Here is a 19,074-nt window from a genome sequence, read left to right as displayed (position 1 = left end):
CATCACTTTCCTCCGGCAAAAAAATAGAGACGGAGGCTTGACAGTGAAAACGCTTGTGCAAGTATGGGAACGTTCTCAGGGAACGTTTTCATTGACGACTTGAGAGCTTGGGAGGAGACATTGCTAAACATTGCTGAAGAAGCTGCCAGCCATGGCGGCTCGAGTATGCTGGTGTCCAGCGGCCTGGGCAAAGCCTATGGCGCAACGGTCGCGCTCGAGAATGCCGACATCACCCTGAAGAAGGGGAGGGTGCATGCATTGGTGGGCGAAAACGGTGCTGGGAAATCCACGTTGGTGCGCATCCTGACGGGCGCCGTTCGCCCCGACAAAGGCGCGATTTATCTCGACGGCCAGCCTTATGTTCCGCATTCGGTTCTTGACGCGCGCAGACTGCAGGTGGCGACCGCGTTTCAGGAGCTCAGCCTCGTTTCCAATCTGACGGTCGCCCAGAACCTCCTGATGCCGCGTTTGCCGCGGGGCCGGCTCGGACTGGCTTCCACGCGCCTCAGCAACCAAGCCGGTGCGGCAATTCTAGAAAAACATGGTTTGTCGCGCGTCCGTCCGGATGTGCAGATTTCATCGCTGCCGCTTGCCGACCGCCAGCGGATCGAAATCGTCCGCGCGATTGAATATGCCGGAAAGGTGCTGGTCCTTGATGAGCCCACCGCATCACTTGCCGAAACCGACTGGCTTTTCGAGCGTATCCGCAAGGCGACGGCCAAGGGTGTTGCCGTCCTCTACATTTCGCATCGGCTGGCCGAAGTGCGGGAAGTCTGCAGTGAGGCAACCGTGCTGCGCAATGGCCGCAGCATCGCTTCGGTCGACCTCGCCAACGCAAGCGACAATGATATTTTCGAAATGATGGTCGGCCGGCGGGCCCATGCGGAACGCGATGCCGCCCGCGTGGCGCCGAAGCTTGCCGAGGCCGCGCCGCGCCTCGTCGTTGATGGTTTGGCCGGCGGCGCATTGCGCAACGTCTCCTTCGAACTGCGCCCGGGAGAAATTCTCGGCGTCGCGGCGCTGGAGGGGCAGGGGCAACGCGATCTCTTTCGCATGCTGGCCGGGCTCGATAAGCCGGCAGCGGGCTCGATTGCGCTCGATGGCCGGACGGTTTCGCTCAGCAATCCGCGCAAGGCGCTGAAATCCGGAAGCGGCATTGCCTACCTGCCGGAAGAGCGCAAAGTCGAAGGCATTCTCGCCGGTCTGACGGCGGCCACCAATGTGGCATTGCCCGTCATGCCGCGCGTGTCCCGTCTGACGCTCATCAGTTCGTCGGCTGAACAGAAGCTGGCGCGCGAAACCGGCGAAAAGGTCGAGTTCAACAAGCGCTATCTCAATTTTGCGATCTCGGATCTCTCGGGCGGAAATCAGCAGAAGGTGCTCATTGCACGATGCTTGGCCACCGGCGCCAAGACCTTGCTGCTGTTCGACCCGACCCGTGGCGTCGATGTCGGCACCAAGCAATCGATCTATGCGGCCATCCGTGCCTTTGCCGAGGAGGGCGGCTCGGTGCTGTTCTATTCGTCGGAGCTTCCCGAAATCGTCCAGCTCGCCAGCCGTTGCATGGCCTTCTACGGCGGCCAGATTTTTGACAGCTTCGAAGGCGCGGCGATCAACGAGCAGGATATCGTCGCAGCCATGGTCGGCCATCGTGGTAAAACAGAAGAGGTGGCATGATGACGACCGTTCCCCAGACACATGCTGCCCCGCAAAGAGAACGTTCTCAGGCTATGTCCATGGTCGAGCGTCTGACGCGTGGGCCGAGCCTGATCATCTGCATCTATCTCCTGCTCTATGGGCTTTACGCCTTGCAGCAGCCCAAAGCTCTTTCCGCCTCGGCGATTGCCTCGCTGCTCAACAATTCCGTGCCGCTGGCGATTGCCGCAGCCGGCCAGACGCTGGTCGTCCTGAGCCGCGGGTTTGACCTGTCGCTCGCCGGGGTGATCTCGATCTGCAATGTCGTCCTGGCAGTCTATCCGATCGAAGGGCCGGGCGGTGCTCTATTGTCGTTTTTGATCTGCCTGGCGATCGGCGGTCTCGTGGGCGCCGTCAACGGCTGGCTGGTCGCCTATCTGAAACTGCAGTCGATCGCTGCGACCCTTGCGGTCATGATCATTTGTCAGGGGATTGCGCTTGTCATCCTCGATGCGCCCGGTGGTCAGGTGTCCGAATGGATCTCCTACGAAATGACGGATCGGCTGTGGCATATAATCCCGGTGTCGGGTCTGGTGATCGCGGCCCTGGCGGTGGTCTGGGCGATTACGCTGAGAACCAATTTCGGCGCCTCGCTCTATGCCATCGGCGCGGATGAGCATGCTGCCGCGCTGTCCGGCATCAACACCCGCCGTGTTCGGCTGATCACCTTCGTCGGGGCTGGAATGATCTATGGTGTCGCGGGCTTCATGCTGAGCGCGCAGACGGCAACCGGCAATCCGACGGCCGGCACGCCGCTTCTCCTCCTGTCCTTCGCTGCCGTGGCCCTGGGGGGCACCTCACTTTCTGGCGGACGCGGCGGCGTCTTTGCCTCCATCGTGGGCGCCGCTGTCCTGATGCTCCTCCAGAAAGTTCTGTTTTCCAGTGGCGTCTCGTCTTTCTACACCGGCCTTTTCCAGGGGGTCATCCTCATTCTTGCCGTTGTCGTCAGCGGCCTGCTGACCCGCATCGGAGAAGGAAAATGACCATGACCCAGGAACAGACCCCTGAAACGCGCTTTGCACAGCAAGGCGATAGCCGCGGCAGCGCCCGTGTCAGCCGGGAAACGATCAGCGCCATTGCGGTCGCTATTCTGTGCATGATCCTGCTCATCAGCGCCCGGTTCGTCAGCGCCTCGCTGGGCTCCTGGGCACAGGTTGAAACGGTGCTGGTCCTCAGTTCATTCCTGGTCGTTCTGTCCTTTGGCCAGGGACTGGTGATCCTGTCGGGCGGTCTTGATCTGTCGCTTCCGGCAACCATCACGCTTGGCGGCATTCTGGCGACGAGCATCGTCGGATCGGGAAATCCGGAGGCCTGGTGGTTGCTGCCGGCGATCCTCATGGTCTGTGCGGCGACCGGCATCGTCTCGGCCGTCGGCATCGTCTGGTTGAACGTGCCCCCCTTCATCATGACCATGGCGATGTCGATCATCATCACCTCCGGCCTGCTCGGTTACACCATGGGCACGCCCCGGGGTGCTGCACCGGAAGCCGCAGTGGCGCTGATGAAGGAACGCCTGTTGGGCATGCCGGCGCCGGTGATCTTCCTCATTGTTTTCGTCATCCTGGGCTGGCTGTTTCAGAGCCGTTCGATCTTCGGTCGCTATCTGTATGCCGTCGGCACCAATGTCGAAGCGTCCCGCATCGCCGGAGTTCCGGTAAACCTCGCGCGCATCCTGCCTTACGCGGTCAGTGCAGCCTGTGGCGGGTTCGTCGGCATCATGCTGGTCGGCTATTCCAATGGCGCGACACTGCGCATGGGCGACAGCTACCTGCTGCCCTCGATCGCGGCCGTCGTCATCGGCGGGTCATCGATCCTCGGAGGGCGCGGCACCTTTCTCGGGACTGTCGGCGGGGCAATCCTGCTGACAACACTCGGCACCATCATCTCGGCCCTCGGGCTGGAATTTGGCCTTCGCACCATCATCGAAGGCTCCATCGTTCTCGTGGCCCTGCTTCTGCTGCGCGAAGAACTGTTTCAGCGGCTGCGCTCCATGCTGCGCTGAACGAACTGTCATTCACGATTATCCATTGGGAGGAGGATACCGATGAAAATGAAGAATCTCTTTGCAGCGCTTGCCGGCGTTGCCATGGCGACCGGGCTGATTGCCGGCACGGCGCAGGCTGCTGACAGCAAGAAATTCAAGATCTACTTGAGCCTCAGCTATTCCGGCAACGCCTGGCAGTCCGAAGCGGCCAACATCGTAAAGGCGCTGGCCAAGACCCCGCCTTACGACCAGACGGTCGAATTGAAGGAAGTCATCACCGGCACCGATCCGCAGGCGCAGATATCGGCGTATGAAAGCATGATCGATGACGGGGCCGCCGGCATCATCAGCTTCCCGATCTCCTCCAACGCGCTCAACCGCACGATCAAGCGCGGTTGCGACGAAGGCGTGCTGTTCTTCATGTACGATGCGACCGTGACGGAAAAATGCGCCTACAATGTCAGCTATCTTTCGTCCGGCTTCGGCGAAAATTCGGCCCAGGCGCTGGTCAACGCGCTTGGCGGCAAGGGCAAGATCTTCCTGTCGCGCGGCGTGCCCGGCAATTCGGTCGATCAGCGCCACACCGATGGCGCCATGAGCGTCTTCAAGAAGTATCCCGGCATCCAGGTCGTCTCCGAATATTACTCCTATTGGGACGACCGCACGACCCAGCAGGAAACCGCCAAGGCTCTCACCGCCCATCCTGACGTCAACGGCATCTGGGCGCAGGCCGGCGAATACGGCGCGATCCAGGCGCTGCTCGACCGTGGGGGCGATCTCGTTGCGATGACCGGCGAAAACTCCAATGGTTTTCGTCTGGCACTTGCCGATCCGGCCATGCAGAAAAAGGGCCTGAAGGGTGTCTCTGCAGGCTCCCCGCCAGCGCAGTCCGGCTATGCGTTCAAGCTGATGATGGAAATTCTCACCAAAAAGCGCACCATGAAGCCGATGAACATCGAATATCCGTTGCCGTGGGTGCCGGCCGACAAGGTGAAGGTGTGCCAGGGCGATAAGTTCGAGAATGGCTGCAATGTCTTCTCGGAAAAGCGTGTTCCGTCGTCCTTCGTGACGGAAGTGCTCAACCCCGACCTGCTGCCGGAACTCAATATCGACTCTGCACTGAACGGGACGCCGGTTGCCGGTGCAACCATCCAGCCGCTTCCGGCCGACGTGAAACAGGCCGCAAACGAGCCGGGGATCAATTGCAATAATTGCCAACCGGCGGCGGATCAATACAAGTTGACGAAGGTCGAAGCGACGGTAAAGCCCTGAAATGACCATGACAGTGTGGGAGCCCGCCCCGATCCGGGCTCCCACACCGGCAGGACCGGTTTTGCTGTGGCCTCAAACGGAGAACCCGGCGGAGATGAATGTGGTGAGCGAACAGAAACGAGCAACGAAGAGGAAGGTGACGGTCAAGGACTTGGCCCGCGACCTCGGCATGTCGGTTTCGACGGTGTCGCGCGCCTTTTATCCGGATGCCGTGATCGCCTCCGAGACGCGACGCCTGGTTCTCGAAAGGGCGACCACGATCGGCTATCGGCCAAACCCTTTTGCCCAGAGCCTCATCACCAAGAAGACCCAGATCGCCGGCATGGTCGTATCCGACCTGACCAACCCCTTCTATCCCGAAGTGATGACCCGGCTGACGGCGATGCTGCAGGGCGTCGGCATGAATGTCATGCTTGCCTGTGCCGAACAGCCGGACCGGATCGACGAGGCAGTGGAACTGCTTTTGACCTACCAGCCTGATCTCATGATCGTGCTTGCCACCAATCTCGATTCCCACGCCCAGGAGAAATGCGAAAGCGCCGGGGCGCCCTGCATCTTCTTCAATCGCCTGGCGGCCAATGGTGGTGGCTTCGGCGTGACCTGCGACAATAGCGAGGGCGGCCGTAACGCGGCCGATCACCTGATTGATCTCGGACACCGGGACCTTCTGTATGTTTCGGCCTTTCCGGGTGCCTCCACCAATGTCGAGCGCCAGAAGGGGTTCTGCGAACGGGCTGTGGAGCGCGGATTGCCGCGGCCGCAGATTATCGAGGCAGGCCGCTTCTCCTATGAGGCCGGCTATGCGGCAGGACTGGGCGTCGCCCAGTTGCAGCGCAAGCCTGACGGTGTTTTCTGCGCCAACGACATCGTGGCGATCGGCTTTATCGAAGGCGTCGAGGAACGGCTCGGGCTTCGGGTACCCGACGACATATCGGTCGTCGGTTTCGACAATATTTCGATGGCCGCGTGGCCCTCGCATCGACTGACCACGGTGGCGCAGCCGCTGGAGGAGATGATGGAGGCGACCGTGGCGCTGGCGCGCCAGCTTGCGGGCAATGGCGATGCGGACAAACGCGTGCTGCGCATTGCGCCCGGCAGGCTCGTGGTGCGCAATACCACCCGCAACCGTCTGAGACATGAGGAAGGAGGAGCCTGATGACGAACGACCTTTTCATGCGCCTGGCGACAGTCCATAAACCGGACTGCGTGGCGATTGCCGAAGGGCCTGCGCCCGAGCCGGTCGCCGATCCGGCAACGCTTGCCGTCACGCTCGGGTCGGACGCCTTGGCGCGCTATGCGGGGGACTGCCAGCCGATCTACGAAAACCTGCGCCGCGTCATAGGTCAGATTTCCGGTCTGATGATTCTCGCCCGCCTGACCGGGCGCATCGAGGTTGCCGATCTGCCGGAACTTGCCACCTGCCAGGCACGCTGGAACGATGCCGACGAGCGAACGGCTGCCCTTGCGGCGCCTCAGGCTGCCCAGCCCCATCGCGAGCAACTTGCCGCCGCATGCCTTTTTTCAGGTCTGGCACTGAAAACGTTCTCAGCCCTGGGGCAGAGGGCTGACAACAACGCGGCCTTTGACCGGATGGTGGGCCTGACAAAGCGGGCCTACGCCCATCTTTCGGCGGCAAGCACAGAGAAGGCCGGCCTGAATATGGTCGATTTCACCCATGCCTGCTGCAGTTGCAGGCACTGAAACCGCCGGACGAGGACCGGCGACATGAGGAATTAAAACGGGAGGACAACATGGCTGATTATTCTATCTGGGTTTGCGAATATTCCTTCGTGCCGAACTACCACAAGAGCGGTGTGCTTTACGGTGCGCACAATCAAGGATATGTGAAGCTTCCCTATTGCTACGTCGTCATCAAAGGCGGCGATCATATCGCGATGGTCGATGTCGGATATAATGACAAGGCTTACGGCAAGACGCTTGCTGACCGCTTCGCAGTCGAGAATTGGCGCAGCCCGGCGACGGTGCTGGCTGAGATCGGCGTGAAGCCGGAGGACGTTGATACCTGCTTCATCACCCATGCGCATTTCGACCATTTCGGCAATGTCGAGGATTTCCCGAAAGCCAAGTTCTACATCCAGGAGCGCGAGATTTCGAAATGGGTCTGGGCCATGTCGCTGCCCGACCGGCTGCGCTGGATGATGGTCGCCGTTGATCCGGGCGATATCGTACGCGGTGTCGAGCTTGCCCAGCAAAAGCGGCTGACGACGGTGAACGGTTCGGTCACCGACGTGCTGCCCGGCATTGATCTGCATGCCGCCGACGACAGCCATACCTGGGGCTCGATGTGGGTGACCGTTCGCAATGACGGCAAGACCCAGTCAGAGGATCCGTGGGTGCTGGCGGGTGACCTCGTCTATGTCTTCGAAAACATCAAGGGGCCGGGCGCTGCCGTCGGCGAAAAGGAAATTTACGTGCCGGTGGGCCTTGCTGTCGGCAGCCAGACGAACCTCGTTCTGGCGACCGAAGAGATGATGAAACAGGCGGGATATGACGCCCATCGCGTCATTCCTGTCCACGAGGAGCGGCTGCGCGACACTTTCCCGTCACGCATCACCAAGGAAGGCCTGCGGATCACCGAGATCTGCCTGGCTGATGGCGAAACCTCACGAGTCGCGGGGTGACGTATATGAAGAAGACCGTTGCGGTTGTTGGGGCCGGCCTCGTCGGCTCCGGTTGGGGAATAGTGTTTGCAAGAGCCAACTATCATACCCGGTTGTTTGATCCTTCGGCCTCTGTGCGCGACGGCATCCTTCCCTGGGCTGAACGCAGTCTCGGCGATCTGGCAGAGGCCGGGCTCATCGAAAATCCGGCCGATGTGCTCTCCCGCCTGACCGTGACGGATACGCTTGAGGAGGCTCTGGATGGAGCCTCTTATATTCAGGAATCTGTCTTCGAAACGGTGGAAGCCAAAAAGAAGGTGAGCCTTGCGATCGATGCGGTGATGCAGCCGAGCGCGGTCGTCGGCTCTTCCTCTTCAGGCATTCCGGCCTCACGGTTTACCGAAGGCTGCCGCAACCGTGGCCGGTTTCTCATCGCCCATCCGGTCAATCCGCCGCATCTGGTACCGGTGGTCGAACTGGTGCCGGCTCCCTGGACCGATGCCGATGCAACGATTGCAGCGCGCGATCTGATGCAGGCGGTCGGGCAGGCGCCGGTGACGCTGACGCGCGAGATCGACGGTTTCATCCTCAACCGCCTGCAGGGCGCCTTGCTGATGGAAGCCTGGGCGCTTTATCACGACGGCTATGCGAGCCTTGCCGATATCGACGCGACCATTTCTCACGGTCTTGGCCTTCGGTGGAGCTTCATGGGGCCGTTCGAAACGATCGATCTCAATGCGCCGGGTGGCATCTCCGATTACGCGTCGCGTCTCGGCCCCATGTATGCCGGGCAGGTCCGTCATCCGCCGCCGGGACCCTGGGCCGCAGAGACAGTTGCCCGCGCTGAGACAGAGCGGCGCGCGGCGATCGCCGCCGGTGACCTTGCCAAGCGCCGCGACTGGCGGGACCGCATGCTGACCAGACTTGCTGCCTTCAAGAAGGATGCCGGCCTCGGCACCTGAATTCCCTTGCCCACCGGGCAGGGCCAACATTCTTGTTATAAAGGATCATGACCCATGACTGTCACCTATCTCAAGCGCGGGAAGCCGGCGGATGCCCGTTCTGAAGACGATGCGAAGGTTCGCACGACCGTCGAAGGTATTCTCACCGATATCGAGACGCGCGGCGACACGGCTGTCCGCGAACTTTCGGAGAAGTTCGACAAGTATTCGCCGGCGTCCTTCCGCCTCAGTGAAGGGGAGATCGAGGCGCTGATGAACAAGGTCGCGCCGCGTGACATGGAAGACATCAAGTTTGCCCAGGAGCAGGTCCGCAAGTTCGCCCGCGCGCAGCGGGATTCCATGCTGGATATTGAAGTGGAGACCTTGCCCGGCGTCATTCTGGGCCATCGCAACATTCCAGTGCAGTCGGTCGGTTGCTACGTGCCGGGCGGCAAGTTTCCGATGGTCGCCTCTGCGCATATGTCGGTCGCCACGGCATCGGTCGCCGGCGTACCGCGCATCATTGCTGCAACACCACCCTTCAAAGGCGAGCCGAACCCGGCCGTCATCGCCGCGATGAAGCTTGGCGGTGCGCACGAGATTTTCGTCATGGGCGGTATTCAGGCAATCGGTGCCATGGCGCTCGGAACCGAAACGATCAAGCCGGTCGATATGCTCGTCGGCCCCGGTAATGCCTTCGTCGCCGAAGCCAAGCGCCAGCTTTACGGCCGTGTCGGCATCGACCTTTTCGCGGGTCCGACAGAAACGATGGTGATTGCCGACGACACGGTCGATGCGGAAATCTGCGCCACCGACCTGCTCGGCCAGGCGGAACACGGGTATAACTCGCCAGCGGTCCTGCTCACCACCAGCCGCAAGCTTGCCGAAGCCACGCTGCAAGAGATCGAACGCCTTCTCGCCATACTGCCGACTGCCGAGACGGCGCGGCGGAGCTGGGAAGACTACGGCGAGGTCATCGTCTGCGACACCCATGACGAAATGCTCCACGTCGCCAACGACATCGCCAGCGAACACGTGCAGGTGATGACCGATCGCGACGACTGGTATCTCGAAAACATGCACAGCTACGGTGCGCTCTTCCTCGGTCCTCGCACCAACGTGGCCAATGGCGACAAGGTGATCGGCACCAACCACACGCTGCCGACCAAGAAGGCCGGGCGTTACACTGGCGGCCTCTGGGTTGGCAAGTTCCTGAAGACGCATAGCTACCAGAAGGTGCTGACCGACGAGGCAGCGGCAATGATCGGCGCTTTTGGGTCGCGGCTCTGCATTCTTGAAGGCTTCGTCGGCCACGCGGAACAGTGCAATGTACGCGTCCGCCGCTATGGTCGCCGCAATGTCGGTTACGGGCAGGCCGCAGAATGACGGCCGCCACCCTGCCGCGGACACCCTCCTTTCGCCTGGAGGGCAAGACGGCTCTCGTTGTCGGTGCGTCTTCGGGCATAGGGCAGGCGGCAGCAGTCGCGCTTGCCGAAGCGGGGGCGCAAGTCACGCTTGCCGCCCGTTCAGCGGACAAGCTCGACCAAACGGTGAGGCAACTGGCGGACCTCGGCTTCTCGGCCCGGTCACTGATGCTCGACGTGCAGGACGTCGAGGCGACCGAACGGATCGTGGCCTCGCTCGACCCCTTCGATATTCTCGTGAACAGCGCGGGCCTTGCCCGCCACGGTCCCGCTGTCGATACGGTGCCGTCCGACTTCGATGCCGTCGTCGGGATCAACCTGAGGGGGGCCTATTTCCTCACGCGGGCAGTGGCAAAGAGGCTGATTGCGTCGCGGCGCCCAGGCTCCCTGATCAACATTTCATCGCAGATGGCGCATGTCGGCGGCATCGACCGGGCGGTCTACAGCGCCACCAAACACGCGGTGGAAGGCTTTACAAAGTCAATGGCGATTGAATGGGGAAGCCACGGCATTCGGGTCAACACGATCTGCCCCACCTTCATCCGCACGCCGCTTGCCGAACAGACTTTCGCCAATCCGGATCGGGTTCGCTGGATCAAGGAAAAGATCAAGCTCGGCCGCGTCGGCGAGGTGGAGGACATCATGGGCCCGGTGACCTTCCTCGCTTCGGATACCGCCGCCATGATCACCGGCACGGCCCTGATGGTCGACGGCGGCTGGACCGCAGACTGACGGCAAGCGAAAAATACGAACGCCTGACGCGGCTGCGCCCGTATCTCGTCTCGGGCCGTAACGGGATGCCGCGGGCCGACCTGATCTCCCAAAGGTCGACTCTTCAGGATCGAACATTCTAAGGTCACTCTATTTAAGTCGCTTGGTCTCGATACTCGACTTATGCAGAGGGCGCCCTAGATGCTGTTGCGCCAACGAGGAGATAAACATGAAGAAATTGTCGTTTTGGGTAATGTCGCTTACCGCTCTGTGCGCCGTTGCAGCACCCTCTCACGCGGCAGACATGATTGCAGGCTATCGGGCGGCCCCACAGCACAAGCACCGTTACTACGTGGTGGCGCCTGCTCGTGATTGCGCAGTTCTGCAGGTGGAGTACAGAAAACCCTATGAGCCGCGTACCGATTACGTGGAGCTTTGCACCCATCCGAAGCGGACGACCATATTGGCTCGGAGCGTGGATTATTAATTGGCACGGTCGACGGAAGTTCTTATACCGACGATTGTGCATGAGATGGACATGCGGTGTCTGGACTGCCTCGAACCAGTAAGGGCGGAATTTCTCCAGCTCCCGGGCGGCTAGGACCGTCGTGGCGTTGAAGCCGCCGTGGCCGTCTCCTTATTCCACCCGCATGGGAAATGAGAAATCCCTTCCATTTGCCGCTCTATTACCACGTCTGCCAAAGCGCGCCGAAAGCCGGGCGAAGATCAGGTAGATGATCGGCGTCGTGTAGAGGGTCAGAGCCTGCGACACGATCAGTCCGCCGATGATGGTGATGCCGAGCGGGCGGTGAAGATCGGCACCGGGGCCTGTGGCCAGCACTAGCGGCAGCGCGCCCATGAAGGCGGCAAGACTGGTCATCATGATCGGGCGGAAACGCTTGAGGCAGGCTTCGTGGATGGCATCTTCCGGTGACATGCCGCGATGGCGCTCGGCCTCCAGCGCGAAGTCCACGAGCATGATGCCGTTTTTCTTGACGATACCGATCAACAGAATGATGCCGATAAAGGCGACGATCGTCAGTTCAGTGCCGCTGACCCAAAGCGCCAGGAGCGCGCCGAGCCCGGCGGAGGGCAGGGTGGAGATGATGGTCAACGGGTGCAGCAGGCTTTCATAGAGAATGCCGAGCACGATATAGACTGCGAGCAGTGCCGCGAGAATGAGCATCGGCTGGTTACCGGAGGATTTGGCGGCACTGGCGGCGTCTCCGGCAAATTCCGCATGCAGCGTATCGGGCAGATGCATCCCGGCCACGGCGGCCTTCACGGCGTCATTGGCCTGCGACAGGGTCGTTTCCGGCCCGACATTGTAGGAAATGGTGACGGCCGGAAACTGGCCCTGATGGTTGACGCCGATTGGCGCCAGCGTCCGCTCAACCTTGGCAAAGGCACCGAGCGGGACCTGCGTATTGCCACTGCCGGGTACGTAGATCTTCAGGATATGTTCCGGGTCCTTGGCGAAATCAGGATAGGCTTCCAGAATGACGCGGTACTGGTTGCGCTCCCCGTAGACGATGGTCACCTGCCGTTGTGCAAAGGCATTGTTGAGTGCCGTATCGACGGCGGTGATCTTGACGCCGAGGCGGGATGCTGCGGTGCGGTCCACCACGACATTCGCCTGCAGCCCGTTCGGTTGCCGGTCGCTGTTGACGTCGGTCAGCAGCGGTTCCTGGCGCAGGCGGGCCAGAATGCGGGGCGCCCAAGTGATCAGCTCGTTGTAATCGGCATCCCACAGCGTGAACTGGAACTGCGAATCCGACGAGCGCGCGCCGATCCGGATATCGCTCGGGGAAAAGAACGAGGTGTCGAGGCCGGGAATGACGGCGGTCGCCCGCCGCAGCCGTTCGATCACGACGTCCGTCTGATCCCGCTCTCCCGGCGGCTTCAGTGAGATCTGCATCTGCCCCCGATTGGCGGTGCCGAGGAAACCGCCGCCGACGCTGGCACCGATGTTCTGCACCGCCGGGTCTTGCTCGACGATGGCCAGCGCTCGCCTTTGCAGGGCGACCATTGCCGGATAGGAGATGTCGCTGGCCGCCTGGCTGTTGCCCATCACGAAGCCGGTGTCGTCGCGCGGCACAAAACCCTTCGGCAGCTTGGTGTAGAGGTAGCCGGTCAGGATCACGCAGGCGGCAGTAGTGATGACCGCAAGGATGCGGTGGTGCAGCACGCCTTTCAGCGTGCGGTCGTAAAAGGCGACCATGCCATCCAGGCTGTTTTCGACGAGGCGATCGAAACGGCTGCGCCGCGCCTCGAGATCATGACCCTTGATGCGATGTCCGCAGATCATGGGCGTCAGCGTCAGCGACACCACGGTGGAAACGGCAATCGTATAGGCGAGCGTCAGCGAGAAAGTGAGGAAGAAGCGGCCGATAACGCCACCCATGAAGAACAGCGGAATGAACGCCGCCATCAGAGAGACGCTGATGGCAATCACGGTAAACCCGATCTGCCGTGCCCCTTCGCGTGCTGCCTCGATGGGTTTCATGCCCTTTTCGAGGTTGGAATAGATGTTCTCGATCATGACGATCGCATCATCGACGACGAAGCCGCTGGCCACCGCAAGCGCCATCAGCGACAGGTTGTCGATGGAAATATTGGTGGCCCACATCGCGGCAAACGCGCCGGCAAAGGACAAGGGCACGGTGAGGCCCGCTGCAAGTGTCGGCACCAGCCGGCGCAGGAAGACGAAGACCACGGCCATCACCAGCGTCACGGTGGCAAGCAGCGTGAACTGCATGTCTTCCACGCTGGCGTGAATGGTTGTCGTGCGGTCGTTCAACACATCCACTTCGACGCCGGCCGGGATCAACTGCTTCACCTCGGGAATGAGAGCCTTCACTGCATCGACGGTCGCCACCACATTGGCATCCGCTGCCTTGGTGATGTTGAGCAGAACGGCGGGCTTGCCGTTGAACCAGGCATCCGAGCGACGGTTGCGAACACCGGGCTCGACGGAGGCGATATCGGCCAGCCGCACGGCGGTTCCGTTTGAGGCATGGATGACAAGTCGACCGTAGTCCTGCGGGGTCACAAGCTGCGCATTGACCGAGATCGCATAGAAGGAATTTGGTCCATCGATGGCGCCAACCGGAGCCAATACGTTTCCGTTCACGATGGCATTGCGCACGTCATTGGCGGTGAGGCCGATTGCCGCCAACCGGTCCGGATCAAGCCGGACGCGAACGGCGGGCTGGTCGGCGCCGCTGGCCGAGACATCGCCGACGCCTTCCACCTGCGAGATGCGCTGCACCACCACCGTATCGGCGGCATCATAGATAGCGCTCGCCGGCACCGTGTCCGAGGTGAGCGCCAGCGTCAGGATGGGGGCAGCGGCCGGATTTGCCTTGCGCAGACTGGGCAGGTTCGGCATGTCGCTCGGCAGATCCGCCACCGCCGCATTGATGGCCGCCTGCACATCCTGCGCGGCGCTATCGACATCGCGGGCGAGATCGAACTGCAGGAAGATATTTGTGGTGCCAAGGCCGCTTGTGGAGGTCATTTCCGTTACCCCGGCAATCGCCCCCAGATGCCGCTCAAGCGGTGCCGCAACGCTGGAGGCCATGCTTTCCGGGTCCGCACCGGGACGGCTGGCATTGACGCGGATGGTGGGTAAATCGACGGCAGGCAGGCTTGCCACGGGCAGGAAACGGTAGGCGACCAGCCCGAGCATCATCAGGCCGATCGCCAGAAGTGTCGTGCCGACCGGACGGCTGATGAAAGGGCCGGAAATATTCATGCCGCGCCTCCGGCATCGCGTTCCTCAAGGTCGGCGGCGCCGGCCGGCTTCTTCTCGTGCATCCGTGCGCGAAGGCCATCGAGCGCCAGATAAATTACCGGCGTCGTGTAGAGCGTCAGCAACTGGCTGAGCAGCAGACCGCCGATGATAGAAATGCCGAGCGGGATGCGCAGTTCGGCACCGGTGCCCTCAGCGAAGGCAAGCGGCAGCGCGCCGAAAAGGGCGGCGAGCGTCGTCATCATAATCGGGCGAAAACGCATGACCGCCGCTTGGACGATAGCCTCGCGCGCCGGCAATCCGTCACGGCGTTCGGCATCCAGCGCAAAGTCGATCATCATGATGGCGTTCTTTTTGACGATGCCCATCAGGAGCACGATGCCGATCAGCGCGATGATCGACAGGTCCTGCCCGAACAGCATCAGCGCGAGAAGCGCGCCGACCCCTGCAGACGGCAGGGTGGAGAGGATGGTGATCGGGTGGATAGCGCTTTCATAAAGCAGGCCGAGAACGATGTAGATGGTGATGATCGCAGCAAGGATCAGCCAGGGTTCGCCGGCCAGCGACCGGTCGAATTCTTCCGTGTCGCCGCTATAGTGCCGCTGGATATTGGCCGGCATGCCGATGTCCTGCTCGGCGGTCTTGATCGCTTCGATCGCTTCGCTGAGCGACGCGTTGCGGGCAAGATCGAAGCTGAGCGTCACGGCGGGGAACTGCTCGCTGCGGCTGATTACCAGCGGTGCCGTGCCGAATTTGACGGAGGCCACGGCATTCAACGGCACCATGGCGCTGTTTGCGCCGCTGACATAGAGCTGTTCCAGTGATTTCGGATCCCCCTGGAACCGCTCGCCAGCTTCCAGGATGACGCGGTACTGGTTCGCCTGGCCGTAGATCGTGCTGATCTGCCGCTGGCCGAATGCGTCATAGAGGGTGTCGCTGATCGCCTGCATGGAGACGCCGAGGCGGGCTGCCGTCTCGCGGTTGACGGTGATCAGGAGGCGCCCCCCGCCCATTTCCACTTCCGAGGAGACGTCGACTAGCAGCGGGTTCTGCTGTAGGCGGCTCGCCAGCCGGTCGGCCCAGCCGGCGACCGTTGCCGTGTTGGTGCCCGTCAGCGTGTATTGGTAGGGCGCGCGGCTCGCACGCGTGCTGATCGAGATGTCGCGGATGCTCTGGAATGTCGGGCGGATGCCGGGAATGTCGGCAACGGAGGCACGCAGCCGGTCGATGAGATCTGTCGCGGAAACCTCGCGCTCATCGCGGGGTTTCAGCACGATGCTGTAGCTTGCCGTGTTCAGCGTCAGGTTGGACGCGCTGGTGCCGATGACGGCGATCACGCTCTCGACGGCAGGATCGGCCCGGAACCGGTCTCCGACGCGCTTCTGCGTGTCTTTCATCACGTCGAAGGAGCTTGTCGGCTCCGTTTCCACCACGGCAGAGATCAGGCCCGTATCCTGTACCGGCAGAAAGCCCTTGGGGATCGTCACATAGAGAACAATGGTGACCGCAAGCGTCACCCCCGTCAGTGCCAGCATCAGCCAGCCGCGATTGACGGCCCAGATGACGCTGCGGCGATAGCCTTCGTTCATCCAGTCCATGCCGCGATCGACCAGGCCGAGGACGCCGGAATTGCGCTCCTTCGGTGCGCGCAGAATGCGGGCGCACATCATCGGCGTCAGCGTCAGCGAAATGACGGCAGACACCACCACGGCAATCGTGAGCGTCAGCGCAAACTCCCGGAACATGCGCCCGACAATGCCGGTCATGAACAAGAGCGGAATGAAGACTGCGATCAGCGAGGCGGTGAGCGAGATGATCGTGAAGCCGATTTCACCGGCTCCTTTGAGCGCCGCCTGCATCGGGCTTTCGCCCTCCTCGATATGGCGGGCGATGTTCTCGATCATCACGATGGCATCGTCGACCACGAAACCGGTGCCGATGGTCAGCGCCATCAGCGACAGGTTGTCGAGGCTGAATCCGCAGAACCACATGATGCCGAAGGTGGCGATGAGTGAGAGCGGCAGCGCCACCCCGGCGATGATGGTCGCCGTCAGCGTTCGCAAGAACAGGAAGACGACGAGAATGACCAGCGCCACGCTGAGTGCCAGCGTCCACTGGACGTCGTGGATCGAGGCCCGGATGGTTTCCGTCCGGTCGTTGACGATATCGAGCGATACGCCGGCCGGCAGTGCAAGCTTCAACCTCGGCAGCTGCTTGCGCACATCCTCGACTGTCTGGATGACGTTAGCGCCCGGCTGTCGCATGATATCGATGATGACCGCAGGCCGGCCCTGATACCAGGCGCCGACACGGCTGTTTTCCAGCCCCTCGACGACACTGGCGACATCTTTAAGGCGCACGGGTGCCCCGTTGCGATAGGCGATGATCGTGTCGCGGTAGACGTCCGGATCATGGATCTGGTCGTTCGCCGACAGGGTGAACGACTGAAAGGTTCCGTCTACCGCACCCTTGGCGCCGGACACGTTGGCATTGGTGATGGTGCTGCGCAGGTCTTCGAGCGACAGCCCGTAGGATGCGAGCCGGGTCAAATCCGCCTGGACGCGGATCGCCGGCCTGACGCCGCCCTGGACGCGCACGTCGCCGACGCCGGACACTTCGCTCAGGCGCTGCGACATGATCGTGTCGGCAAAATCGCTGAGATTGCGGATCGGGTAGGTGTCCGAATGCAGCGCCAGCGTAATGGTCGGCGTATCGGCCGGGTTCACCTTCGCGTAGGTCGGCGGATAGGGCAGGGTCTTCGGCAGGCTGCCGCTGGCGGAATTGATGGCCGATTGCACATCCTGCGCGGCGCCATCGATGTCACGGTCGAGATTGAACTGCAGCGTCACCTGGCTGATGCCGAAGGCGCTGGACGAGGTCATGGATGCGAGCGCCGGAATTTGGCCGAGCGGCCGCTCAAGCGGCGCCGTCACCAGCGCCGTCATGGTGTCCGGATCGGCCCCCGGCAGCTGCGTAGTGACGCGGATCGTCGGAAAATCCACCTGCGGCAGCGGCGCAACCGGCAGCGAGACGAAACCCAGAAGCCCTCCGAGCAGCGTCGCGATGCCCAGAAGCGAGGTGGCGACCGGTCGCGCGATGAAGGGGGTGGAGATGCTCATCTGGACACGCCAGCCGAGGGCTTTGCGTCCGCTGAGGGTTTTTCGGCTTCGGCAGGCGCTGGAGAACCGGGCGCGCCGGGTTGTGCTGCCGCGGGATGCTCAGCGCCCGCATCGCGCGGCGGCTGTTTGTTCTGGCCATTGCCGCGGTTGCCGCCGCGTCTTTGGCCGCGCGGCTTCTGGTCATCGGTAAGCGGCACTGCGATATTGGCGGGGTCTGCCTCTTCCGGCGTCGAAACGCGCACCTGCGCGCCGTCCTCCAGCCGGGCGAAGCCGGTTGTGACGACCTTTTCGCCCGCCGACAGCCCTTTGTCGATCACGGCGGTCTGGTCATCCTGCAGGCCGACAGTAATCGCCTGCAATCTGACCTTCTGGTCGTCCCCGACGATATAGGCATAGGTGCCGCCCGGGCCGCGCTGCACGGCGGCGGAGGGAACCGTCACCACATTCTTCTTCGTCTCGACCAGAAGCCGCGCATTGACGAAGGCGCCCGGCCATAGCTGCAGGGTGTCATTGGGAAATTCGGCCCGCAACCGAACCGTTCCGGTGGTGGTGTCGACCTGATTGTCCACGACGATCAGTCTGCCCTTCGCCACCACCGTCTTGCCGTCGTCGCCGAGGGCATCGACGGCAAGTGGTCCTCTCGCATTGGCGGCGTTGACACGGACAAGATCCTGTTGGGGAACGGAGAACAGAATGGTGATAGGCCGGATCTGCGAGAGGGTGACGATGCCGTTCGCGTCGCCCGTCGAAACGATATTGCCGACATCGACGGCACGGATGCCCGTGCGGCCACTGATCGGCGCCCTGATCACCGTGTAGTTCAGCTGCGCCTGAGCGGCCTCGATGGAGGCCTGGTCCGACTGGACTTGCGCCTTGTATTGCGCGGCAAGCGCCACCTGGTTGTCGAGCTGCTGCTGCGTGGTCGCGGAATTGCCCATCAGGCGCTGCAGGCGTTGCATTTCCAGGACAGCATAGTTGAGCTGTGCCTCGTCTTGCGCCTTCTTGCCGATCGCCTGGTCAAGCTGGGCCTTGTAAAGCGCATCGTCGAGCGTGGCGATCAGGTCGCCCTCTTTGAGATCCTGCCCCTCCTGGAAGGCGATGCGGGTAATGCGCCCACTCACCTGCGGCTGCACGACCACCGTATTCAATGGCTTCACGCTGCCAACGCCGGTGACGTAGACGGGCACATCAGCGATTGCAGCCGTTGCGGCGACAACGGGGATGGCGCGGTCGCGCCCGCTCTGGCGGTCGTTCTGCTTCGTCCCGAACCAGGTGCCGGTGATGGCCTGGACCTGCGTTTGCACCTGCGGCAGTCGAGCGGCATAGACAATTCCGCAGCCGGCAAGCACGAGGCCGAACAGGGTGATCTTCGTACTTCTTTTCATCGGCGACCGCTCAAGCGAGGTATGGAGAAGATGCGTGCATGTTAAGATGCATGCGCACTGGCATCAGGAAACCTTGCTCCCTGATGGGCAGACGACCAACCAAACACAAGTTTTAAAAAAAACCACTTACAAGAAAGTAATGTAGGCCGACATTGATTGGCCTGTTTA

General features: G+C 61.9%; 13 protein-coding genes. 10 read left to right on the top strand and 3 right to left on the bottom strand.

Translation table 11 applies throughout. The annotated features are described in order from the left end of the window. Nucleotides 1-120 precede the first annotated feature (120 nt). From J2858_RS20065 to J2858_RS20020, 10 genes are all read left to right on the top strand, one after another. A complete protein-coding gene (locus J2858_RS20065; RefSeq protein ID WP_245366826.1) occupies nt 121-1,677 on the top strand; it encodes a sugar ABC transporter ATP-binding protein in 1,557 nt (518 codons plus the stop codon). Nucleotides 1,678-1,736: 59 nt separating this feature from the next. Continuing rightward, nucleotides 1,737-2,678: an ABC transporter permease gene (locus J2858_RS20060; protein WP_210106639.1), complete on the top strand. Its 942-nt coding sequence runs from the start codon at nt 1,737-1,739 to the stop codon at nt 2,676-2,678. 2 nt (nt 2,679-2,680) lie between these two features. After that, entirely contained in the window at nt 2,681-3,697 is a 1,017-nt protein-coding gene (locus J2858_RS20055; protein ID WP_210106638.1) for an ABC transporter permease, read from the top strand. A gap of 42 nt (nt 3,698-3,739) precedes the next feature. Next, nucleotides 3,740-4,951, top strand: a complete 1,212-nt coding sequence (locus tag J2858_RS20050) for a sugar ABC transporter substrate-binding protein (protein WP_210106637.1) — start codon at nt 3,740-3,742, stop codon at nt 4,949-4,951. Between the two features lie 103 nt (nt 4,952-5,054). Beyond that, nucleotides 5,055-6,107, top strand: coding sequence for a LacI family DNA-binding transcriptional regulator (locus J2858_RS20045; RefSeq protein ID WP_210106636.1), 1,053 nt, complete (start codon nt 5,055-5,057; stop codon nt 6,105-6,107). Further along, on the top strand, nt 6,107-6,652 hold the full coding sequence (locus tag J2858_RS20040) for a hypothetical protein (RefSeq protein ID WP_210106635.1): 546 nt from the start codon (nt 6,107-6,109) through the stop codon (nt 6,650-6,652). Before J2858_RS20045 ends, J2858_RS20040 begins: the two co-directional genes overlap by 1 nt. Before the next feature lie 50 nt (nt 6,653-6,702). Then, nucleotides 6,703-7,593 (top strand): N-acyl homoserine lactonase family protein, encoded by an 891-nt coding sequence (locus J2858_RS20035; RefSeq protein ID WP_210106634.1) that lies wholly within the window; start codon nt 6,703-6,705, stop codon nt 7,591-7,593. 5 nt (nt 7,594-7,598) lie between these two features. Then, a complete protein-coding gene (locus tag J2858_RS20030) occupies nt 7,599-8,534 on the top strand; it encodes a 3-hydroxyacyl-CoA dehydrogenase (protein ID WP_210106633.1) in 936 nt (311 codons plus the stop codon). A gap of 54 nt (nt 8,535-8,588) precedes the next feature. Beyond that, entirely contained in the window at nt 8,589-9,899 is a 1,311-nt protein-coding gene (gene hisD, locus J2858_RS20025) for a histidinol dehydrogenase (protein ID WP_210106632.1), read from the top strand. Beyond that, nucleotides 9,896-10,669, top strand: coding sequence for an SDR family NAD(P)-dependent oxidoreductase (locus J2858_RS20020; protein WP_210106631.1), 774 nt, complete (start codon nt 9,896-9,898; stop codon nt 10,667-10,669). Before hisD ends, J2858_RS20020 begins: the two co-directional genes overlap by 4 nt. A 616-nt stretch (nt 10,670-11,285) precedes the next feature. Here the strand turns inward: J2858_RS20020 and J2858_RS20015 are convergent. From J2858_RS20015 to J2858_RS20005, 3 genes are read right to left on the bottom strand one after another with little or no spacing between them, the layout of a single operon-like run. Continuing rightward, nucleotides 11,286-14,405 (bottom strand): efflux RND transporter permease subunit, encoded by a 3,120-nt coding sequence (locus J2858_RS20015; RefSeq protein ID WP_210106630.1) that lies wholly within the window; start codon nt 14,403-14,405, stop codon nt 11,286-11,288. Further along, nucleotides 14,402-17,521, bottom strand: a complete 3,120-nt coding sequence (locus tag J2858_RS20010; protein WP_245366825.1) for an efflux RND transporter permease subunit — start codon at nt 17,519-17,521, stop codon at nt 14,402-14,404. Before J2858_RS20010 ends, J2858_RS20015 begins: the two co-directional genes overlap by 4 nt. After that, the gene (locus tag J2858_RS20005; RefSeq protein ID WP_210106629.1) at nt 17,518-18,906 is read right to left on the bottom strand and encodes an efflux RND transporter periplasmic adaptor subunit; all 1,389 of its coding nucleotides are present in this window, start codon (nt 18,904-18,906) and stop codon (nt 17,518-17,520) included. Before J2858_RS20005 ends, J2858_RS20010 begins: the two co-directional genes overlap by 4 nt. Nucleotides 18,907-19,074 lie beyond the last annotated feature (168 nt).

The sequence above is a fragment of the Neorhizobium galegae genome (genome assembly GCF_017877135.1).
In the GTDB taxonomy this organism is placed as follows: Bacteria; Pseudomonadota; Alphaproteobacteria; order Rhizobiales; family Rhizobiaceae; genus Neorhizobium; species Neorhizobium galegae_A.
This window is presented reverse-complemented; position numbering and strand designations above follow the sequence as displayed.

Bases quoted from the DNA above. Each gene is read 5' to 3' on its own strand.
- J2858_RS20060 (WP_210106639.1), top strand. From the start codon at position 1,737: ATGGTCGAGCGTCTGACGCGTGGGCCGAGCCTGATCATCTGCATCTAT.
- J2858_RS20055 (WP_210106638.1), top strand. From the start codon at position 2,681: ATGACCCAGGAACAGACCCCTGAAACGCGCTTTGCACAGCAAGGCGAT.
- J2858_RS20050 (WP_210106637.1), top strand. From the start codon at position 3,740: ATGAAAATGAAGAATCTCTTTGCAGCGCTTGCCGGCGTTGCCATGGCG.
- J2858_RS20040 (WP_210106635.1), top strand. From the start codon at position 6,107: ATGACGAACGACCTTTTCATGCGCCTGGCGACAGTCCATAAACCGGAC.
- J2858_RS20035 (WP_210106634.1), top strand. From the start codon at position 6,703: ATGGCTGATTATTCTATCTGGGTTTGCGAATATTCCTTCGTGCCGAAC.
- J2858_RS20030 (WP_210106633.1), top strand. From the start codon at position 7,599: ATGAAGAAGACCGTTGCGGTTGTTGGGGCCGGCCTCGTCGGCTCCGGT.
- hisD (WP_210106632.1), top strand. From the start codon at position 8,589: ATGACTGTCACCTATCTCAAGCGCGGGAAGCCGGCGGATGCCCGTTCT.
- J2858_RS20020 (WP_210106631.1), top strand. From the start codon at position 9,896: ATGACGGCCGCCACCCTGCCGCGGACACCCTCCTTTCGCCTGGAGGGC.
- J2858_RS20015 (WP_210106630.1), bottom strand. From the start codon at position 14,405: ATGAATATTTCCGGCCCTTTCATCAGCCGTCCGGTCGGCACGACACTT.
- J2858_RS20010 (WP_245366825.1), bottom strand. From the start codon at position 17,521: ATGAGCATCTCCACCCCCTTCATCGCGCGACCGGTCGCCACCTCGCTT.
- J2858_RS20005 (WP_210106629.1), bottom strand. From the start codon at position 18,906: ATGAAAAGAAGTACGAAGATCACCCTGTTCGGCCTCGTGCTTGCCGGC.